Source organism: Rhodoferax sp. LS1P39, assembly GCF_056521425.1.
The window spans coordinates 27628-48162 of sequence record NZ_JBWMAV010000006.1 but is presented as its reverse complement, the minus strand read 5'-3'; the positions used below and the strand labels follow the sequence as shown (position 1 = coordinate 48162).

Genomic DNA, 20535 nt, shown 5'->3' with positions numbered 1-20535 from the left:
CATGGCCGATCGGTTGTGTGACCATCTGTTAAAAGAACCCGACTATGCCTACCCCTATTGCCTCCACTCTCTCTGCCGACAACACCATCCACTGGACCGAGGGCGACCAGCCCCAGTCTGCCCACTGGCGGTCCGAGCGCGGCGCGCCGCCGCCCAAGCGCGTGGTGCTGGCCGACGACACGATGTCGGCCGACAGCGCCTACCGCCTGGCCTGCGAAGGCACGGCCCTGCTGTGGCGCGGCGATTTCCACAACGCCCGCCAGTTGTTGCAGGCGATTGCCCGGCGCATCGACAAAACCCCGGCCCGCAAGCAGCGCAAAGCCCCCAAGGAAGCCGCCGCCCCCGCCGAGGCCTTCCACCTGTACCGCCAGGCCCAGGCGCAGCGCGCCCGGGTGCTGAACATGCTGCTGCTGCCGGTGAACGCCGACTACAGCATCCCGCTGCGCCGCGCGCCCAATGTGCACGCCGCGTGTCTGGCGGCCTGGGGCCCGGCCGACCTGGCGGCTGGCCCGTCGGTCATCACGCTGCGCGAGTTGCAGGGCCTGACCAGCACCCACGAATGGCGGCGCAAGGGCCTGGAGATTGCGGCGCTGGGCGAGGCCCCGCTGAACCGCATCCACCCGCACTACGGCGTGTTTTCGCCGGTGCGCGGCGAGTACATCGACCTGGTGGCCAAGGCACCCTTGCCCGCGCCCGGCATCGCCTTTGACATTGGCACCGGCACCGGCGTGCTGGCCGCCGTGCTGGTGCGGCGCGGCGTGGCCCAGGTGGTGGCTACCGACACCGACCCCCGCGCCCTGGCCTGCGCCCGTGACAACCTGGCCCTGCTGGGCGTGGCCAAGCAGGTGCAGGTGGTGCAAACCGACCTGTTCCCTGAAGGCCAGGCGACGCTGATCGTCTGCAACCCGCCCTGGCTGCCCGCCCGGCCCGGCTCGCCCATCGAGCACGCGGTGTACGACGAAGACAGCCGCATGCTGCTGGGCTTTCTGGCCGGGTTGAAACAGCATTTGGCACCGGGTGGCGAGGGCTGGCTGGTGCTGTCCGACTTTGCCGAGCACCTGGGTCTGCGCACCCGCGCCGAGCTGCTGGCCGCGTTTGAGACCCACGGCCTGAAGGTGGTGGAGCGCCTGGATGCCAAGCCGGTACACCCCAAGGCCACCGATGCCACTGCCGCACTGCACGCGGCGCGGGCCGCCGAAGTCACCTCGCTCTGGCGGCTGGCTGTAGTGGGAATTTAAAGGGCTTTGACCCAGCCCACGGTGGCCATGCCCAGCAAGGTCATCAGCAGGGAGCCCACCACGTGGACCGAGATGGCCAGCCCGGCCCACAGCATGCGGCCCTGCTGGAGCAGGGTGACCACCTCGGCGGAGAAGGTGGAAAAAGTCGTCAGGCCGCCCAAAAAGCCGGTGATCACCAGCAGCCGCCATTCGGGTGGCAAGCCGCCGTGGTCGGCAAAGTAGGCCACGGCCACACCGACCAGGTAGCCGCCCAGCATATTGGCCAGCCAGGTGCCCGGCGGGATGCTGGGGTACACGGCGTTGAAGGCCAGGCCCAGGCCCCAGCGCAGGACGGCCCCCAGCGAAGCCCCTACGGAGATGGCCAGCACCGAGCGGGCCAGGCTTAACGTATCCATCTCAGGCGGGGCAGGCCCGCAGGGCTTTGCCGCCCAGGGCCGGTTTCAGCGTCTCTAATTGGGCTTTCATGGCCGCGTCCACCGCGGGCAGCTTCAGGCGCATGCCCTGGGTTTCCAGGCGCTCGGCCACCACGTGGGCGGTGCGCACGCCGCGTTGGGTCACGTCGGTCAGAAGCCGGTTGGCCCCGGCCTCGCTGCTGAAGCGGCCCAGCGACAGGCCGGGCTCCAGGTTGGCGGGCGCGGCATCGAAGGGGATGCGCATGCCGCGTAGCTCGGCTTTTTTGCGGTCCAGCAGCTCGGTGTTGGCATAGCGGCCCATGTAGACCATCCAACGGCCTGGCTCCACATCCGGCTCCAGCGTCCACGACCCGGTGGGCAGGGTGTCGGCCAGGGTCTTGGCCAACAGGGTGCCGCGCTCCACGTCGAACACGCCAGCGGTCAGGCATTCGGTGGGGCCAATCGGAGCGCTGGCCACCTCGGCGGGTGCGGCAGCCACTGCCACCGCTACCGTTTTGCTGCCGGGCGGCGGCACCAGCACCACCATTTCAGGACGGAGCTGCTGCGCCAGCCGCTGCGGTTCGGACACCGGGGCCGGTGCCAGGCCGTAGGCCGCCAGCAGGCCCTGCGACCAGGCGAAGTACACGCCGTTGGCCAGCAGTAAAAATAAAACGATTCCGCGCAGCATCGCCTCAGCTGGCCTCTTTGCCGGGGCGTACGCTGACTTCGGCGCTGGTCACCGTCTGCATGCCCTCGGGCGTTTGCACCCGCAGGCCGCCCAGGGCATCCACGCCGCGCGCCATGCCCACGGTGCCGTTGCTCAGGGTGACGGCACGGTCCAGCAGCAGGTCGCGCTGGGCAAACTGCGGTTGGAACGGGGCGAACCCGGCCAGCTCAAAGGCCTTCAGGGCCTGCACCAGCGGGGCGGCGATGCGTAGCAGGGCGGCACCCGCATCCACGCCGGGTAGCACCTCTTGCAGCCATGCGGGTGGCGTGGACAGGCCGGTAGCTTCCCGGGGGGCGATGTTCAGGCCAATGCCGATCACGGCCACGCGTTGGTCGCCCTGGCCTGCGGTTTCGATCAGGATGCCGCCGAGCTTGCGGCCCTGTAGCCACACGTCGTTGGGCCATTTCAGCTGCAGGTCCGGGTGCAGGCTTTGCGCCACGCTCACGCCCACGGCCAGCGACAGGCCCGACCAGTCGGCGGGGGCCAGCGGCAGCGCCAGGGAAAAGGTGAGTGAATCGCCCACGGCGCTGTGCCAGTCGCGCCCCAAGCGGCCCCGGCCTGCGGTTTGCTGTTCGGCCACCAGCAGGGTGGGTTCAAAGTGCCCGGCGCGCACGCGGCGCATCAGTTCGCTGTTGGTGGAGTCCACCTGCGGCAGCACTTCAACGGTGAAGTCGGGCAGCAGCGGGTAGACGGCTTCCCAGATGGATTCGGCGGGCCAGATCATTTTCTGAGCTTGCTGATACGGCGCTTGGGGGCCAAGAGCGTGCCCCGGCAGCTGGGTGCGCCGCACCAGCAGGGGTATTCGGCCTTGAGCTTGGGGGTGTAGCGTTCTTCCAACATCAGGCCGTAGTCGTAGTTGAGCTCTTCGCCTGCGGCAATGTCGCGCAGGGCGATGATGAAAATGCGGCCGTCTTGCTCGTCGGTTTCGCAGTTGGGTTCGCAGGCGTGGTTGATCCAGCGTGAGGCGTTGCCGCCGAAGTTGGCGTCGATCACCCGGTCTGCATCCACGTGGAAGTAGAAGGTGTGGTTGGGCTGGCTGGGGTCGTGCGGGTGGCGTTCCTGGGCTTCGTCCCAGGAAATGACCTCGCCCACGTACTCGGCCACCGTGTCACCCGCGGCGATGTCTTGCAGCGCAAAAACGCCTTTGCCATGCACGCCAGACCGGCGCACCTGGATGCGGCGGCCGGTTTTTGTCACGGCTTTCACGGGGGTTTTGGAAGTCAAGGGCAAAACTCTGTTAACTTAAATAAGGGAACCTAACGTGCGCAATTGCACACTGGTTGAAACGGATTGTAGAAGTGGCCCCGGCTATATAAGTGCCGCCGCCCCGCAAAGCCCCCCACAGAATTCAGAAATTGGCGAAATTCCTATGACAAAAACCTTGGTGATTGCAGAAAAACCGTCTGTTGCACAAGACATCGTGCGGGCGCTCACGCTCACCGCAGGCAAGTTTGAAAAGTTCGACGAGTATTTCGAGAGCGAGAAGTACGTGGTCACCAGCGCGGTAGGCCATTTGCTGGAAATCCAGGCCCCGGAAGAGTTTGACGTGAAGCGCGGCAAGTGGAGCTTTGCGCACCTGCCGGTGATTCCGCCGTATTTCGACCTCAAACCCGTCGACAAAACCAAAACCCGCCTGAACGCGGTGGTCAAGCAGGCCAAGCGCAAGGACGTGACGGACATCATCAACGCCTGCGATGCGGGCCGCGAGGGGGAGCTGATCTTCCGCCTGATCGAGCAGTACGCCGGGGGCAGCAAGCCGCTGGCCAAGCCGGTGCGCCGCCTGTGGCTGCAGTCCATGACCCCGCAGGCCATCCGCGACGGCTTTGGCGCGCTGCGGTCTGAAGCGCAGATGCAGGGCCTGGCCGATGCCGCCCGCTCGCGCTCCGAGGCCGACTGGCTGGTCGGCATCAACGGTACCCGCGCCATGACCGCGTTCAACTCGCGCGACGGCGGCTTCTTTCTGACCACCGTGGGCCGGGTGCAAACCCCCACGCTGTCGGTGGTGGTGGAGCGCGAGGAAAAAATCCGCAAGTTCGTCAGCCGCGACTACTGGGAAATCCACGGCAGCTTCCAGGCCGAAGCCGGTGCCTACCCCGGCAAATGGTTTGACCCGCTGTTCAAAAAGCCGCCACCGGGTCCGGATGGCCAGCCCGACCCCGAGCAGCGCGCCGACCGCGTGTGGAACGCCGCCGAGGCCCAGGCCATCGCCAACGCTGCCCGGGGCAAGCCCGCAACCGTCACGGAAGAAAGCAAGCCCACCACGCAGGCCTCGCCCGCCTTGTTCGATTTGACCTCGCTGCAGCGCGAGGCCAACAGCCGCTTTGGATATAGCGCCAAGACCACGCTGGCTCTGGCCCAAAGCCTGTACGAACGCCACAAGGCGCTGACCTACCCGCGTACCGACTCGCGTGCCCTGCCCGAAGACTACCTGCCCGTGGTGCAGCAAACCATGGCCATGCTGGCCAACAGCGGCATGGCGCACCTAGCCCCGTTTGCCAAGCAGGCGGTGGCCAACAACTACGTCAAGCCGACCAAGCGCGTGTTCGACAACAGCAAGGTCAGCGACCACTTTGCCATCATCCCCACGCTGCAAGCCCCCACGGGCCTGAGCGAAGCCGAGCAGAGGCTGTACGACTTTGTGGTGCGCCGCTTCTTGTCGGTGTTCTTCCCCAGCGCCGAATACCAGATCACCACGCGTATCAGCACGGTGGCCGTGGAAGCGAAGAAATACGCCTTCCGCACCGACGGCAAGGTGCTGGTCAAGCCCGGTTGGCTGGCCATCTACGGCAAGGAAGCTGTCAACGACGACGATGAAAAAGACGGCAAAAACTTGGTGTTGGTAAAGGCCGGCGAAGTCGTGCAAACCATCGCCGCCGACCCCAAGGCCTTGAAAACCCGCCCCCCCGCGCGCTACTCCGAAGCCACGCTGCTGGGCGCCATGGAAGGCGCGGGCAAGACCATCGACGACGACGAGCTGCGCGAAGCCATGCAGGAAAAAGGCCTGGGCACACCCGCCACCCGCGCCTCCATCATCGAAGGCCTGATCGCCGAGAAATACCTGCTGCGCGAGGGCCGCGAAATGCTGCCCACCGCCAAGGCTTTCCAGCTGATGACGCTGTTGCGCGGCCTGGGTGTGGAAGAGCTCTCCAAGGCCGAGCTCACCGGCGAGTGGGAATACAAGCTGGCCCAGATGGAGCGCGGCCAGCTGAGCCGCGAAAGCTTCATGGCCGAGATTGCGGGCATGACCGAGCGCCTGGTCAAGAAGGCCAAGGAATACGACCGGGACACCATCCCCGGCGACTACATCACCGTGGCCACGCCCTGCCCCAACTGCGGCGGCATCGTGAAAGAAAACTACCGCCGCTACACCTGCACTGGGGCCGACGGCCACAGCGACGGCTGCGGCTTCTCGTTCGGCAAATCGCCTGCGGGCCGCACCTTCGAGCGCGCCGAGGTCGAGCAGTTCATGCGCGACCGCAAGATCGGCCCGCTGGACGGCTTCCGCTCCAAGGCGGGCTGGCCGTTCACCGCCGAGATGACCATCAAGTTCGACGAGGAAACCAAGAACTACAAGCTGGAATTCGACTTTGGCGACGACAAAAAAGGCGAAGAATCCGGCGAGCTGGTGGACTTTGGCGATACGCCCAGCCTGGGCAATTGCCCCAAATGTGGCAGCCCGGTGCACGAGCACGGTGCCAACTTTGTCTGCGAGAAAACCGTGCCCACCCTGGCCCAGCCCACGCCCAGCTGCGACTTCAAGAGCGGCAAGATCATCCTGCAGCAGCCGGTAGAAAACGCCCAGATGGCCAAGCTGCTGGCCACCGGCAAGACCGACCTGCTGGACAAGTTTGTCAGCATGCGCACCCGCCGCGCCTTCAAGGCCCACTTGGCCTGGGATGCGGAAGCGGGCAAGGTGAACTTCGAATTTGCCCCCAGCAAGTTCCCGCCTCGTCCGGGGGCTGCGGCCAAATTTGCGGCCAAGGCTGCCCCGGCCAAAAAGGCGGCTCCAGCCAAGAAAGTAGCCGCCGCAAAGAAAGTGCCCGCCAAGAAAGCCGCTGCCAAAAAAGCCAGCACCAGCACCGGAGGCCTGACCCCCAGCGCCGCCCTGGCCGCCGTGGTGGGGGCCGAGGCGCTGCCGCGTCCCCAGGTCATCAAAAAGCTGTGGGACTACATCAAGGCCAACAACCTGCAAGACACCGCCAACAAGCGCAACATCAACGCCGACGCGCTGCTGGCCCCGGTGTTCGGCAAGCCGCAGATCAATATGTTTGAGCTGACGGGGTTGATTGGCAAGCACCTGGCGTAAAACGCCGATTGCTCCTTAAAATATAGCTGCTCGTGCTGATGGAATAAGCGCTAGCGGCTATTTTTATGCCTGGGCTGCGATCACCATGATCTCCACCTTGATCTCGGGCTTGGCCAGCCGCGCTTCTACCGTGGCGCGGGCCGGGCCGATACCGGAGGTGCCCAACCAGGCATCCCACACCGCGTTCATGGCGGCGAAATCGCCCATGCTGGACAGGTAGATGGTGGCGGTCAGGATGCGCGACTTGTCGCTACCGGCCAGGGCCAGCACGCTGTCGATCTGGTCCAGTACGCTTTGCGTCTGGGCGGCGATGGGCAGGCTGGCATCTTCAGGAATCTGCCCGGCCAGATAGGCCACGCCATTGTGGATGGTGGCATCGCACAGGCGGTTACCGGGGTTGATGCGCTGGATGGTCATGGTGTGGCTTTCAGGGAGTGGAAGGGGTAAATGCTTGGATCGTAAACATGTTGTATGGCTGGCCCCCAGGCCCTCCATCGCTGTGAACTGGCGGGGTCACACACAGGCCAGCGGGCGGTGGGGCTGTATAGGCAGCTTGGTGGTGATGGTGTCACCAGGGTGCACTGTGCCGCTGGCAAGCACTACCCCCATGACACCGGCTTTGCGCACCAGTTCTCCATCGGGCGTGCGCCCCAGCACGGCAGCGGTCAGGCCGGGTTGAAACTGGTTGAGCTGCGCACAGGGATTGCGCAGCCCCGTGATCTGAACGATGGCCGACGCGCCGATGTGCAGCTCGGCCCCGGTGGGCAATGCCAGCAGATCCAGGCCGCGGGTGGTGATGTTCTCGCCGATCTGCCCCGGCAGCACGGTAAAACCCTGCGACACCAATTCGTCAAACAACTCGCCCTGCACCAAGTGCACTTGCCGCAGATTGGGCTGCGTAGGGTCTTTGGCCACCCGCGAACGGTGTTGCACCGTAACCCCGCAGTGGGCATCGCCCTCAACCCCCAAGCCCGCGAGTAGCTGGATATGCGCCGTGGGGGTCTTGGAAAAGCCGTGCTTCGGGCTGGTGCTGACGGCTGTGACGTGGGCTTGCATCGGATGGGTTCCTCGGGGTTGTATTGCCACGGCCAAGTATCCCACCCAATGTTGTATGTGTCCTTAAAAACATGCACAATTAAAGGGCTTCCAAATGAAGGTTAATTAGGAGAAATCCATGCAAAGCATGACTATTGAGCAGCTACGCGTTGCCAATAACGCCGGGGGCGTTTCGGGCGTGACCCTGAGGGGGCAGGGCGGCGCGTTCCTTGTCCAAATCGCCACCCGCAGCGGCTCAGACGCTATGCTGGCCAAAGCCCGCGGCATCGAACCGCGCCGTTTCGGCAACCCTTTGGCCGCGCTCAACGTGCTGCGGGGTGTGGGCATCACCGTGGGCCAGTTTGACGCGAGCGAATACAACCCCGCAGAGCGGGCGCAGGAGGCCGGCAACCGGGGGCGGGCCGATGCCATGCGCGGCGCACACGAAGCGGCCTCCTACACAAAGTGGCTTGCCGCTGAGTTGCAAGACTCCATCGACGACCCTCGGGCGAACCTCTCGCATGAAGATGTCATGGCTGAAATGGATGCCGACATTGCCGCGCTGGCGAAGCCGCCCCGCAAAGCCCGCATATGAAGGTGGCGGCGCAGAAGACCGATCCCTATCGCATTGAATGGCGACCAAAAGCCCGTGAGGATTTGCGCGCCATCATCCGGTATATCGGCCAAGACAATCCAGCCAGGGCAAAGACTTTCGGCCAGGAACTGCGCGACAAAACGAGACCGCTTGCGCAGCACCCCGAGCTAGGTCGCACGGGCCGCCCTGGCGTGCCAGAAGGTGTGCGCGAGCTGGTTGCGCATCCGAACTACATTGTTTTTTATCGCGTACTGGCCGAGACCCGTACCGTTGAAATTTTGAGAATAAAGCACGCGGCGCAGCAAAGCTAAGTGGCTGCTGCCCAGCCGGGGCAAACGGGTACGTGAATGCGTCCTGCGCCTCCTCCCCGCTACCCCGTCACCCCTCAGTCTTTCAAGCCAGCAAAAACCGCCGCCCTGCCGCCGCGCCCTCGTCCAGCACCTCCACCGTCTCGTCCTTCAAGTCCACCCCCGATAACTGCCGTTTGCGGGATTCGCGCAGCAGCATGTGCAGTTTGTAGGCGGCATCGAAGTACGACAGGCCCTCCGGGCGCACGTTGGAGATGCAGTTGCGGTCGGCATCGGTCAGGCCGACCTGGGGGGCCCAGGTGAGGTACAGGCCCATGCTGTCGGGCGCGCTCAGGCCGGGGCGTTCGCCCACCAGCACCACCACGGCTTTGGCCCCCAGCAACTGGCCTACCTCGTCGCCCACCGCCACGCGGCCCTGGGTGACGATGGTGGTGGGGGCCAGGGACCAGTCTTCGGTCTCCAGGCGCTGCAGCAGGGCGTGGATGAAGGGGGCGGCGTTCTGGGCGATGGCCAAGGCCGACAGGCCGTCCACCACCACCAGGGCCAGGTCGTACGGGCATACCGGCTGGTACAGCGCGGCCAGTTGGTTGTGCGAGGCGGTGTTCAGGCGGCGGCCCAGGTCGGGGCGCTGCAGGTAGGTGCTGCGGTCGGGCGCGGCGCTGGCCAGGGGCAGGGCGTCGGGGTGGCCGGGCAGCACATCGCCCAGGGCCTGCACCAGGCTGGCGGTGTCGAGTGGCAGGTGCACGGCATCGCGGGCCCGTGCGTGGTCGAGCTGGAAGTCTAGCTGTGGCGCGGTGGGCAGGCTGATGCCGCTGCGGCCCAGCGCGATGCGGGCGGCGGTCAGGCTGCGCAGGGCATGCCAGGGGTTGGGAATCACGTTCATGGGAAGCTCCTTAGCCCATCGCCAGTAGTGCGTGGGCAAATGGTTCGGGCAGGGCCGCGCCGAGCTGGGCCACACCGTCGCCTTCAAAAATCTGCATGCGGTGCAGCCAGGCCTCGAACTCGGGCGCGGGGCGCAGGCCGAGCAGGCGGCGCACGTACAGCGCGTCGTGGAACGAGGTGGTCTGGTAGTTCAGCATGATGTCGTCCGAGCCGGGGATGCCCATCACGAAGTTGCAGCCCGCCGCGCCCAGCAGGGTGAGCAGCACGTCCATGTCGTTCTGGTCGGCTTCGGCGTGGTTGGTGTAACAAACATCGCAGCCCATGGGCAGGCCCAGCAGCTTGGCGCAGAAGTGGTCTTCCAGCCCGGCGCGGATGATTTGCTTGCCGTCAAACAGGTATTCGGGCCCGATAAAACCGACCACGGTGTTGACCAGCAGCGGCTGGAAGGCCCGGGCCACGGCGTAGGCGCGGGCCTCGCAGGTCTGCTGGTCCATGCCATGGTGGGCGTTGGCCGACAGGGCGCTGCCCTGGCCGGTTTCAAAGTACATCACGTTGTCGCCCACGGTGCCGCGGTTGAGCGACAGGGCGGCGCTGCGGGCTTCGGCCAACAGCGCTAAATTGATGCCAAAGCTGCGATTCGCCGCCTCGGTGCCCGCGATCGACTGGAACACCAGGTCCACCGGTGCACCCCGCTCTATGGCCTGCAGGGTGTTGGTCACGTGGGTCAGCACGCAGCTTTGCGTGGGGATTTCGTAGCGCTGGATGATGGCATCCAGCATGGTCACGATCTTGATGACCTGGGGCACGTTGTCGGTGGCCGGGTTGATGCCGATCACCGCGTCGCCGCTGCCGTAGAGCAGGCCGTCGAGCACACTGGCGGCGATGCCGCTGGTGTCGTCTGTCGGGTGGTTGGGCTGCAGGCGGGTGGACATGCGCTGCTCCAGGCCGATGGTGTTGCGAAACGCGGTGATGACGCGGCACTTTTTGGCCACCAGAATCAAATCCTGGTTGCGCATGATCTTGCTCACCGCCGCCGCCATCTCGGGCGTGATGCCGGGGGCTACCACGGCCAGTGTGGCGCTGTCCACCGCGTCGCTCAGCAGCCAGTTGCGGAAGTCGCCCACGGTCAGGTGTTTGATCGGCGCGAAGGCCGCCGCGTCATGGCTGTCGAGGATCAGGCGGGTGACTTCGTCGCTCTCGTAGGGCACCACCTGCAGGTTCAAAAACGTCGCCAGGGGCAGATCGGCCAGAGCCATTTGCGCCGCCACCCGCTCTTGCGCATTGCCCGCCGCCACGCCCGCCAGCACGTCGCCCGAGCGCAGGGGCGTGGCCTTGGCGAGCAGGTCACGGAGATCGCGGAAGCGGTAGGTGTGGGCACCGACCGTGTGGACAAACTGGGGCATGCAGACCTCGGCAGGTGGAACGGCTTTGGTGCACGCGGGCCGTGCACGGTGAAAGTCGTGCAACTTTGATGCCAGTTGGTCAGATGTCTATCACTACAAAATCAGGAGCTTCTCACGCTTATGTAATAAGCGCTAGAGGTTAATTTAATGCCTAATTTTTGTGTTGCGCCAGCAGCTTGGCCAGCGCTGCCTTGGCGCAGCGCTGCACCGCCATCAGCATCTGGCTGTGCGGTGCGGCCACGCCCCAGCGCTGGCGCAGGTCGTGCTGGATCTGGCCCAGCAGGTGGGCGGCCATTTCGGCATCCGCCAGCGCCCGGTGGGCCTGGCCAGTGCGGGGTAGGCGGTGGTAGTCCACGAGAGTGCCGAGTTTGTGGTTCGGCGCCTGGGGGTACAGGCGGCGCGACAGCAGTAGGGTGCAGACGAAGGGCTGGTCGGCAGGGTCGTCGATACGTGCCAGCTCGGCCTGCCAGAACTTGCGGTCGAACGCGGCGTTGTGTGCCACCAGCGGCAGCGTGCCCACAAAGCGGCTGGCCTCCGCCATCGCTTGGGCTGCACTCGGCGCGCTGGCCACCATGGCGTTGGTGATGCCGGTGAGCTGGGTGATGAAGCTGGGGATGCGCACCCCGGCGTTCATCAGGCTCTGGAAGCGGTCGACCACCTGGCCGTTGTCTACGATGACGATGGCCACCTCGGTGGCGCGGTCGCCCTGGCCGGGGGAAATGCCGGTGGTTTCAAAGTCGATCACCGCCAAACGGGTCATGGCAGCACCGCTCCCACCCGCGCTACTGCACGGAAGCTCTGCAGCGGCTGCTGAAGGCGGTTGTGGAGCGCGGTGCGGGTCATCATGGGAGCGCGATTTTAAGACCGTGAACACGTTCTAATGCCCGTAGTCGCGCCTTCGGCGGCCATGTCGTGGTTATGGAAGTAGCCGCATGGTGTGCACGGGCTTGTCGATTTTCTAACCCAGAGGTTTAAAGAAAATCAGGCCCTTGCGCTCGTCCCACCAGAGCAAGCAGCTACCATTCCCATAGCACTCCTCCCTCCCCAACTCACCCTCCCACGTTCCCCGCCCGCGCCCTGCGTGCCTCGGAATTCGGGTGCATAGGCCGCAAATACTCGTGCAGCGTCAGCGCCGCAGCCCCCACCACGGCGGCGAGTGGGCCGTAGCGGGCCATGCGGATGCTGGGGGCGGGCATGCCGGCGCTGGCGGCGTAGGTGGCTACGGTGGCCAGGGCGCTTTGCAGGAATTCGGGGTGGTGGTCGCAGGATTTGCCGCCGACCACGATGGCGCGGGGGTTGAAGGTGGTCCACAGGTTTTGCAGCAGCACCCCCAGGTAGTGGCCGGAGCGGCTCAGGTCTGCCGCCTGGCCGTCCTGGCCGCTGAGGGCGCGCAGGCCGATGAAGGCTTCGGCGCAGCCTTTGCGCCCGCACGAGCACAGCGGGCCGTCGATCTGCATGATGGTGTGGCCGATTTCCCCGGCCATGCCCTGCGCGCCGCTGAACAGCCGGTCGTTGGAGACGATGCCCGCGCCCACGCCCACGTCGCAGCTCACAAAGATCAGCGGGTCTTCGCCCTCGCCGTCGGCAAATTCGTACTCGCCCAGTGCGCCCGCATCGGCATCGTTTTGCAGTTGCAGCGGCACCGGGGGCAGGCCCACCTCGGCCAGGGCCTGGGTCAGGTGGCTGAGCAGGTCCAGGTTGCGCCAGCCCAGGTTGGGGGCAAACAGCACCAGGCCGCTGGCGTGGTCGATCGCGCCCGGCGTGCACACGCCTACGCCCACCAGCTCCAGGCCCACGGCCACCAGTTCGGCATAGGCCGTGGCCACCATGCGGGCGGTTTGCCCGCTGGCCTGCGCGGGGTCGGTGCTGGCCAGCGGCTGCTCTTCAGAATGCAGGATTTCGCCCTGCAGGGTGACGCAGACCACGCGCACCACCTCGACGGCGATTTCCACCCCGATCAGCGCGCGCTTGCCCTCGTGGATGCGCAGCGGCGTGGACGGGCGGCCCAGGCCTTCGTTGACGGTTTCCATGGCCTCGGTGAGCCAGCCGTCTTCCAGCAGCTCGCGCACCAGCAGGCTGACTGTCGATTTGGTCAGGCCGCTCTCGGCCGCCAGCCGCGCCCGCGACAGGCCGGGCTGGGCACGCAGCAGGCGCAGCAGCACGCTGCGGTTGATGCGCTTGACGAGTTGCTGGTCGCCGGTGGTCTTCATGGAAATAGGCTCACCCCCAGGCTCCGCTTCGCTTCTCCAACCCCCTTGCAGGGGGCGATACCAGTGGCCCGGCAAAGCCGGTTCCACGGTATCTTGGTGGAAAGAGCGTGCGTTCTGCCCATAGTGGGGAGTTAACGAGCTGAGTTGAAATAATCGTAGAGTCTAGTGCGCTGCGCGCTCGGTCTGCGGTTTGCCCTCCGGGCGCTTGCCGGTAATGACCATGCCCAGCACCTCGTCTTCGGTGACATCGGCGGTGGCGTAGGTGCCGACGAGCTTGCCGTTCTTCATCACCGCCAGCCGGTCGCTTAAGGAGAACACGTCGGGCATGTCGTGGGTGATCAGGAAGATGCCCACGCCTTCGCTCTTGAGCTGCTGCACCAGGCGGCCGACCATGGCGGTTTCCTCGGGGCCCAGGGCGGCGCAGGGCTCGTCCATGATCAAAATGCGGGCGTTGAAGTACAGCGCCCGCGAGATGGCCACCACCTGGCGCTGGCCGCCCGAGAGGCGGCGCACCGGCACGCGGATGTTGGTGAAGTTCTTGTTCAGGCGGGCAAACACCTTGCGGGCGTTGACCTCCATGAAATGGTCGTCCAGGGTGTTCCAGCGGGTCATCTTTTCGCGGCCCAGGAACAGGTTGGCCACCGAATCCAGGTTGTCGGCCAGAGCCAGGGTTTGGTAGATGGTTTCTATGCCCTGGGCCTGGGCTTCGGCGGGGGTGCGAATATGCACTTTCTGCCCGGCAATCACGGTGTCGCCGGAGTCGATGGGGTAGGCCCCGGCCAGCATTTTCATCAGCGTGGACTTGCCCGCGCCGTTGTGGCCCAGCAAGGCCACCACTTCACCGGGGTAGAGGTTGACGCTGACACCGTCCACCGCGACCACGCCGCCAAAGGCTTTGCGGATGTCACGCAGCTGCACTAGAGGTTGGGAGAGATCGGTCATTTAGCGGTCTCCCGTGAATTTGCGGTACAGCACATCGAAGACCACGGCCACGATCAGCACCTGGCCGATGATGACCATGCGTTTGCCGATGGACACATCCAGCAGCAGCATGCCGCTGTCGAGCGACTGCATGATCAGCGCGCCCAGGACAGAGCCGAAGATCGACCCGCTGCCCCCGGCCAGTGCGGTGCCGCCAATCACGGCGGCAGCAATCACGTACAGCTCCATGCCGGTGCCTAGCGAATTGGTGCCCGCGTTCAATCGCGCTATGGAAACAATAGCTGCTACCGTAATCAGCACGGCCAGCAGGGCAAACAATTGCAGGGTTACTTTCTTGACCGGTATACCCACCAGCGCCGCCGCGTCGGGGTTGCCGCCCATGGCGTACACATAGCGGCCAAAGCGGGTGCGGTGCACCAGGAAGGACAGCAGGCCGCCCACCACGGCCCAGATCAGCACGGGGATGGGGATGCCTTGCGGCTCGGTTTTGCTGGAGATTTGGTAGTGGTTCATGGTGCCGGCAAAGGCCAACAGCAGGGCGATGGGCACGCCGACCAGCAGGGCCTCCATCCACAAGGGGTCGGTGGCCACGCCGTGGTGCTGGCGGGTGCGGCGCTTTTGCACCGCGCGCAGCAGCATCCCGGCGCTGACCAGGCCCGCCACGGCCCAGCTGGCGGTGGTGCCGATGCCGCCGTCGTAGCCGCCGCCCAGGCGCAAAAAGAAGTCGTTGGTCACCGGCTGGGTCTTGCCGTCGGCCACCAGAAAGGCCGCGCCGCGAAAGGTCATCAGCCCGCCCAGCGTGACCACAAACGAGGGCACGCCCAGCACCGCCGTAAGCCAGCCCTGGTAGATGGAAGCCACCAGCGCCACCGCCAGCCCGGCCAGGCAGGCTGCGGGCCAGGACCAGTTGGCGCTGTACTGCAGATAGGCAATGAGCACGCCCACAAAGCCCATCACCGAGCCCACCGACAGGTCGATGTGCCGGGCCACGATGACCAGCACCATGACAGTCGAGACAATGCCCACCACCGCCGTCTGCTGGGCGATGTTGTAGAGGTTTTCAGGGCTGAGGAAGATGCCGCCAGACAGCAGGTGGAACACCAGTGCCATCACGGCCAGCACCAGGCTCATCAGCACCAGCCGCCAGTCGATGGCGGCGCTGCGCCAGGGGTGGGGGGAAGAGGTCATGGGATGTGTGAAAGAAAGATGGTTCAGGGCCCAGCCCCCACCCCGGCCCTCCCCCGGAGGGGGAGGGAGAGGAGCAGGAGCCCGGTCTTACCCCCTCACCCCTCGGGGGAGGGTTGGGGTGAGGGCAAGGATGTCCGATTTACTTACAAGCCGCCGGAGCCGTAGCCGCCGCCACACCCTTGCACAGCTCGTCCTTCTTGATCCAGGCGGCTTTCACCACCACGTCGAGGTTGTCGCGGGTGATGGCTACCGGGGCCAGGAAGTGCGAGTCCAGGGCGATCTTCTTGTCGCCGCCGTTCCAGCTCACGGCACCGTCCACCTTTTTGCCATTGCCCAGGGCCACGGCGGCGCTGGCGGCTTCGCGGCCCAGGTCGCGTGCGTCTTTCCACACCGACACGGTTTGCGAGCCCTGCGCCACGCGGTTCAGCGCGGCGAAGTCGCCGTCTTGCCCGGAGACAGGGATGCCCTTGATGCCCTTGCTGGTGAGTGCCGCCACCACGCCACCGGCGGTGCCGTCGTTGGAGGCCACCACGGCATCCACCTTGCCGCCCACCTTGGTGAGGATTTGCTCCATGTTCTTTTGCGCGACTTCGGGCTTCCAGCCGTCGGTGTATTCCTCGCCCACGATCTTGATGGCACCGGACTTGACGGCGGCATCGATCACCTCTTGCTGGCCTTCGCGCAGGAAGTTGGCGTTGGGGTCGGTGGGCGAGCCCTTGATCATCACGTAGTTGCCCTTGGGTTGGGCCTTGAACACGGCGCGGGCCTGCATGCGGCCCACCTCTTTGTTGTCAAAGGTGATGTAGAACACGCCGGGCGCTTCAATCAGGCGGTCGTAGGCAACTACGGGCACCTTTTGCTTGGTGGCCTTGTTGACGGCGGGCAGGATGGCATCTTTGTCCATGGCCAGCACGATCAGCACCTTGGCTCCCTTGGCCATCAGGCTGTCGATATCGCCCAGCTGCTTCTCGGGCGAGCCACCGGCATCGGCGCTGATGTACTTGGCACCCAGCTTTTCCAGCTGCGTCTTGATGGCGGCCTCGTCGGTCTTCCAGCGCTCCTCCTGGAAGTTGGACCAGCTCACGCCTACGGTCATTTGCGCCAGCGTGGCGGTGCTCACCGACCCGAGGGCGGCCAGGGCCACGGCGGACAGAATCTTCTTGAAGGGTTGTTGCATTTTTGTCTCCTTTTTGTGTGCCTCCGTGAGGCGGGTGTGGGAAGGCGAATGCAGCGTGTAGACGTAGATAGTTCGACTTCCGTCCGAACTATCCGGCATTTTGTCGAATGGCTTACTAGGGCTTGCCCTAGGCCCATGGCAGGGGGTGCGAGACGGCGCGCACACGGGTATGCCCTGGGTATGGAACGTCTCGGAGTGCTTACAGTCACTTACGCATGCATAAATGCATTTGAATGTGTACTTGCATGCGTTTTGGTGTTGGGCTTGCCAGCCCCGCGCCAACCGTTCAGCAAGTATTCCAAAAACAAGCAGGAGACACCATGGATTTCAAGACAAGCCGCCGGGGCTTTGCAGCCCTGTGCACCGCGACCGTACTGGCCGCCGCATTGACGGTCACATTGGCGGCCTGCGGCGGCAGTGATACGCCCCCGGCCAGCGCGGCAGGCGTGCCCAAGGTCGCAGTGGCCGCCACCGGAACGCACGGCTTCCCGTTTATTTCGTCGGCACAGAACCTGGCCGACTTTGGCTACGTGGAAGAAGAATTCTTCATCGCGGGCACCGCCAGCGCGTTCGTCAACGTGGGCACCCTGGGCAGCGACGGGCTCTGGAAAGCCGCCCCCAACCCCGATGCCAAAGCGCCCTACCAGGTCCGCATGCTGGTGCGCCGCCCCAAGGATGCTGCCAAGTTCAACGGCACCGTAGTGGTGGAGTGGCTGAACGTGAGCGCTGGGGCCGAGGGCACGCCGGACTGGACATTCACCATGCCGGAGATCGTGCGCGAGGGCTATGCCTATGTGGGTGTGGGCGTGCAAAACGTGGGTGTCAACGCACTCAAGGCCTGGGAGACGGGAGCCAACGCGCGTTATGCAAGCCTGGTGCACCCGGGCGATGCTTTTTCTTACGACATGTATTCGCAGGCAGGCCGTGCCATCCGCACCCCCGCCGCTGGTGACCCGCAGCCCTTGGGCCCGCTGACCGCCTCGGTCAAGGCACTGCTGGCCCATGGCGAATCGCAGTCCGGCTTTCGCATGATCACTTACTTCAACGCCATCCACCCGCTGGCCAAGGTGTACGACGGTTTCCTGGTCCACAGCGCCGGTTCGGGGGCCGCGCTGTCGCAGAGCACGCCTGCCGGTGCGGGCAGCACAGCGGCAGCGGGTGTGCCCGCCACCCCCGCGATTGCCGTGCCCGCCGTGGCATCGCTACGCACCGATACCGGCACGCCCGTGCTGGTGCTCAACACCGAGACCGACCTGACCCTGCTGGGTGCCGCGTTCAACCTGCACCAGCAAGCGGACAGCAGTGGCTACAGGCTGTGGGAGCTGACCGGTGCCGCCCATGCCGACCAGTACCTGCTGGACTCGCAGGGCCCCGATGCTGCCAAAAGCAATGCCAGCTTTGCACTGAACTGCGGCGCGCCGCCCATCAACAGCCTGCTGCACACCTACGGCGCACGCGCGGCCCTGCATGCACTGCGCCAATGGGTGGTCAACAAGACGCTGCCCGTACCCGCGCCCCGCATCGCGGTAAGCATTGCCGGTGCCACCGCCACCATCCAGCGCGACCCCGCCACCGGGCTGGCCCTGGGCGGCATCCGCCTGCCGCAAATCGCCGTGCCTACCGCGACCTATACCGGCGAACGGCCCCTGGCGGCGCTGGCGGCGAACCCGTTCTGCGCCCTGTTTGGGGCCAGCGATCCGTGGAACCACAGCAGCGACAGCTTTGATGGCATGGCCGGGTTCGACCCCTTGCCGGGCACCGAGCCGGTACTCAGCAGCCTGTACCCCACGCACGACAGCTATGTGGCGCTGGTCAACGCCGCCGCCCAGTCGCTGGTGGCCAACGGCTTCATGCGGCCCCTGGATGCGCTGGAGGCTATGGGGGCTGCGTCTACCTCGACGGTGCCGAACTAAGAAAATGGGGCTTGGGAGCAGGCCTCCTGGGCCCCATGGTCGGGGGCGAGAAATTTATATGAAATTGGCCTCTAGCGCTTATTCCATAAGCACGAGAAGCTATTAAAACAGAAGCATCAACCGATGGCGTTGGCCACCCGGGTGTAGAAGGCCATGTCGTGCCGGTACTGGGTATCGGAGATTTGGCGGTTGATGTGCTGGGTGGTCAGGTTGTCCATCACCTGGCGGACCTGGGCCTGTTGGCTGTCGCTGGTCGGGGTGCTGCCGGGGCTGTTGTCGTAAGGATTGCGTCGCTGGATCAGGTCCATCGCCCGGCTGGACAGGGACACACTGGCCCGGGACTGGGCCAGCAAGTCCTTGGCGGCCTGGGAGATGGTGACCATGTCGGTGGCGGCAGGGGCCGCGGGGGTGTTGGTCACCGTAGCCGCCGCTGCCTGCCGAACCGGAGCAGCGCTGGCCAGGGTGGCCAGGGTGGACTGCAGACGACTGGCTTGGATGTGCATGGTGGTTCGACCATAGCCGCCAACCCGCCTTGCGAAGCCCCGAAAAGCGGGCAAAAAATACCGCTTTCCCCCCAAGACCACGGCGCATACCACCGCACGGGCCAGGCAAAAAAACCACCGCAACCGTGATATGTCAAACACTTTAGGGATATTTACCAACGCACAACGCCCGTTGTTTCCAATTGTTAAATAACGTATAAATAAGCTGCAAACCATGTCTGGCGTGGTGTGGCACCGTACACAATCTTCTGGCAAAACAACCCGTAAAGAAATGTGCAAAACCATCTTTCTCGACTGAGGTCGCCGCGCGCAACGCGATAACGGAATGAGCGTTCGCCCCCAAGACCCCCCGATGCTTGCTCTGTCGCTGCAGGCCACAGTGCTCTCGCATGCGCGCCTGCGCGAGGCGGCCACGGCATTCGCCAGTGAAGTTGCCAGCGCCCGGGCCTGCTCGCGGGTCAGCGTGGGGTTTGTCATCAACGGTTTCATCACCCTGGTGGCGGTGTCGCATGGTGGCGATGAAGGCTTGGGCGGCAAGGCCTTTGCCAGCCTGGCCGCCGCCATGGACGAGGCTGTGGCACAGGGTGCCAGCGTGCGGTGGCCGGCCGAGGGGGCCCCGGCCATCCGGCTGGCGCACAGCCGCCTGGCGACGGGTTCGGTCGGTGCCGTGGCCACGGTGCCTATCGTGTATGTCGGTGAGGCGGTCGGCGCAGTGACCTGCGAATGGTCGGCATGTCCACCAGGTTTTCCGTTGCTGGTGCGGGAATTGGAGAACTTCGTCAGCCTGGCCGGGCCCGTGCTGTACCTGATGCACCAACGCGAGGCGCCGATGGGTCGGCGCGTGGCCGATGCACTGCGCCGCAGCGGCCGCAAACTGCGCTCGCCAGAGGGTGCACGCACCCGCATCGGCTTGGCGCTGGCGCTGCTGGCGGTGGTGGCCTTGCTGGCCTTGCCGGTGGCGCACCGCGTGGGAGGCCGCGCGCACATTGAAGGCGAACAGCAACGCTCGCTCGTGGCACCTGTGGATGGTTTTCTCAAGGCGGTCCACGCCCGCCCCGGCGACCACGTCAAGGCCGGGCAGTTGCTGGTCGAAATGGCCGACCAGGACCTGGCGCTGCAGCGGCGCAAATGGGCCAGCGACCTGGGCCAGCAGGAAAACGCCTACGCCAGCGCCGTGGCCCGCGCCGACCGCGCAGCGATGGTGATCGCCCTGGCCCGTGCCGACGAAGCCCGCGTGCACCTGGAGCTGGTCGAAGCCGAGCTGGCCCGTTCGCGCATCCTGGCACCGTTCGACGGCATCGTGGTCGATGGCGACCTGAGCCAATCCCTGGGCGCGCCGGTAGAGCGTGGCAAGCCGCTGATGGTGATGGCCCCGCTGGAGCGCTACCGCGTCGTGGTGCAGGTGGACGAGCGCGACATCGCTAACGTGACTACCGGCCAACAGGGCACGCTTGCGCTGTCTGCCCTGCCATGGGACGCGCTGCCGATCCGCGTCACGCGCATCACGCCGGTGGCGCATGCGGTGGAAGGGCGCAATGTATTCGACGTGGAAACCGACATCGCCGCCGATGCCGCCCGCATCCGCCCAGGGCTGGAGGGCGTGGCCAAGATCACCGTGGGCCAGGCACCGCTGGCCTGGGTGTGGTCGCACCGTCTGGTGGATTGGATCCGGCTCTCTGTCTGGGGCTGGCTGCCCTGAAACCCGCCCTGTCGCAC

20 protein-coding genes are annotated in these 20535 nt (G+C 65.4%); 6 read left to right on the top strand and 14 right to left on the bottom strand.

Annotation, left to right across the window (positions count from 1 at the left end; all coding sequences use genetic code 11):
* The first annotated feature begins 44 nt into the window (after positions 1-44).
* Positions 45-1238 carry a methyltransferase gene (locus tag AC097O_RS11715; RefSeq protein WP_479592948.1) on the top strand — a complete coding sequence of 398 codons (1194 nt, stop codon included), beginning with the start codon at positions 45-47 and terminating at the stop codon, positions 1236-1238.
* Here the strand turns inward: AC097O_RS11715 and crcB are convergent.
* From crcB to AC097O_RS11695, 4 genes are read right to left on the bottom strand one after another with little or no spacing between them, the layout of a single operon-like run.
* A complete protein-coding gene (crcB, locus tag AC097O_RS11710; RefSeq protein ID WP_479592947.1) occupies positions 1235-1633 on the bottom strand; it encodes a fluoride efflux transporter CrcB in 399 nt (132 codons plus the stop codon). The genes AC097O_RS11715 and crcB overlap by 4 nt on opposite strands.
* A 1-nt stretch (position 1634) precedes the next feature.
* Complete coding sequence (locus tag AC097O_RS11705; protein ID WP_479592946.1) at positions 1635-2318, bottom strand: SPOR domain-containing protein; 684 nt, start codon at positions 2316-2318, stop codon at positions 1635-1637.
* 4 nt (positions 2319-2322) lie between these two features.
* The gene (locus tag AC097O_RS11700; RefSeq protein WP_479592945.1) at positions 2323-3081 is read right to left on the bottom strand and encodes a biotin--[acetyl-CoA-carboxylase] ligase; all 759 of its coding nucleotides are present in this window, start codon (positions 3079-3081) and stop codon (positions 2323-2325) included.
* Positions 3078-3581, bottom strand: a complete 504-nt coding sequence (locus AC097O_RS11695; RefSeq protein ID WP_479592944.1) for an SET domain-containing protein — start codon at positions 3579-3581, stop codon at positions 3078-3080. Before AC097O_RS11695 ends, AC097O_RS11700 begins: the two co-directional genes overlap by 4 nt.
* A 145-nt stretch (positions 3582-3726) precedes the next feature.
* Here AC097O_RS11695 and AC097O_RS11690 point away from each other — a divergent pair, with 145 nt between their 5' ends.
* Positions 3727-6663, top strand: a complete 2937-nt coding sequence (locus tag AC097O_RS11690; RefSeq protein ID WP_479592943.1) for a DNA topoisomerase III — start codon at positions 3727-3729, stop codon at positions 6661-6663.
* A gap of 63 nt (positions 6664-6726) precedes the next feature.
* On the opposite strand, the gene AC097O_RS11685 is transcribed toward AC097O_RS11690, so the two are convergent.
* The gene (locus tag AC097O_RS11685; RefSeq protein WP_479592942.1) at positions 6727-7080 is read right to left on the bottom strand and encodes a RidA family protein; all 354 of its coding nucleotides are present in this window, start codon (positions 7078-7080) and stop codon (positions 6727-6729) included.
* Between the two features lie 96 nt (positions 7081-7176).
* Positions 7177-7719 (bottom strand): MOSC domain-containing protein, encoded by a 543-nt coding sequence (locus AC097O_RS11680; protein ID WP_479589654.1) that lies wholly within the window; start codon positions 7717-7719, stop codon positions 7177-7179.
* A gap of 118 nt (positions 7720-7837) precedes the next feature.
* On the opposite strand from AC097O_RS11680, the gene AC097O_RS11675 reads away from it, so the two are divergent.
* Both AC097O_RS11675 and AC097O_RS11670 read left to right on the top strand, forming a co-directional pair.
* A complete protein-coding gene (locus AC097O_RS11675; RefSeq protein ID WP_479592941.1) occupies positions 7838-8293 on the top strand; it encodes an antitoxin PaaA2 family protein in 456 nt (151 codons plus the stop codon).
* Positions 8290-8604, top strand: a complete 315-nt coding sequence (locus tag AC097O_RS11670; RefSeq protein WP_479592940.1) for a type II toxin-antitoxin system RelE/ParE family toxin — start codon at positions 8290-8292, stop codon at positions 8602-8604. Before AC097O_RS11675 ends, AC097O_RS11670 begins: the two co-directional genes overlap by 4 nt.
* An 82-nt stretch (positions 8605-8686) precedes the next feature.
* Here the strand turns inward: AC097O_RS11670 and eutC are convergent, their stop codons facing one another.
* The 7 genes from eutC to xylF all read right to left on the bottom strand — a co-directional run bounded on the left by eutC (position 8687) and on the right by xylF (position 16403).
* Positions 8687-9484 (bottom strand): ethanolamine ammonia-lyase subunit EutC, encoded by a 798-nt coding sequence (eutC, locus tag AC097O_RS11665; protein ID WP_479592939.1) that lies wholly within the window; start codon positions 9482-9484, stop codon positions 8687-8689.
* 10 nt (positions 9485-9494) lie between these two features.
* Complete coding sequence (locus tag AC097O_RS11660) at positions 9495-10886, bottom strand: ethanolamine ammonia-lyase subunit EutB (protein WP_479592938.1); 1392 nt, start codon at positions 10884-10886, stop codon at positions 9495-9497.
* 151 nt (positions 10887-11037) lie between these two features.
* On the bottom strand, positions 11038-11646 hold the full coding sequence (locus tag AC097O_RS11655; protein ID WP_479592937.1) for a 3'-5' exonuclease: 609 nt from the start codon (positions 11644-11646) through the stop codon (positions 11038-11040).
* A gap of 289 nt (positions 11647-11935) precedes the next feature.
* Positions 11936-13096, bottom strand: a complete 1161-nt coding sequence (locus AC097O_RS11650) for an ROK family transcriptional regulator (RefSeq protein ID WP_479592936.1) — start codon at positions 13094-13096, stop codon at positions 11936-11938.
* 162 nt (positions 13097-13258) lie between these two features.
* Positions 13259-14038 (bottom strand): ATP-binding cassette domain-containing protein, encoded by a 780-nt coding sequence (locus AC097O_RS11645; RefSeq protein ID WP_479592935.1) that lies wholly within the window; start codon positions 14036-14038, stop codon positions 13259-13261.
* Positions 14039-15226 (bottom strand): sugar ABC transporter permease, encoded by a 1188-nt coding sequence (locus tag AC097O_RS11640; RefSeq protein ID WP_479592934.1) that lies wholly within the window; start codon positions 15224-15226, stop codon positions 14039-14041. It lies immediately after the preceding gene.
* Positions 15227-15365: 139 nt separating this feature from the next.
* The gene (xylF, locus tag AC097O_RS11635) at positions 15366-16403 is read right to left on the bottom strand and encodes a D-xylose ABC transporter substrate-binding protein (RefSeq protein ID WP_479592933.1); all 1038 of its coding nucleotides are present in this window, start codon (positions 16401-16403) and stop codon (positions 15366-15368) included.
* A 320-nt stretch (positions 16404-16723) separates the two neighbouring features.
* On the opposite strand from xylF, the gene AC097O_RS11630 reads away from it, so the two are divergent.
* Positions 16724-18316 (top strand): alpha/beta hydrolase domain-containing protein, encoded by a 1593-nt coding sequence (locus AC097O_RS11630; RefSeq protein ID WP_479592932.1) that lies wholly within the window; start codon positions 16724-16726, stop codon positions 18314-18316.
* A 116-nt stretch (positions 18317-18432) separates the two neighbouring features.
* On the opposite strand, the gene AC097O_RS11625 is transcribed toward AC097O_RS11630, so the two are convergent.
* Entirely contained in the window at positions 18433-18819 is a 387-nt protein-coding gene (locus tag AC097O_RS11625; RefSeq protein WP_479589231.1) for a hypothetical protein, read from the bottom strand.
* A 352-nt stretch (positions 18820-19171) separates the two neighbouring features.
* Here AC097O_RS11625 and AC097O_RS11620 point away from each other — a divergent pair, with 352 nt between their 5' ends.
* The gene (locus AC097O_RS11620; RefSeq protein WP_479592931.1) at positions 19172-20518 is read left to right on the top strand and encodes an efflux RND transporter periplasmic adaptor subunit; all 1347 of its coding nucleotides are present in this window, start codon (positions 19172-19174) and stop codon (positions 20516-20518) included.
* The last annotated feature ends 17 nt before the right edge of the window (positions 20519-20535 follow it).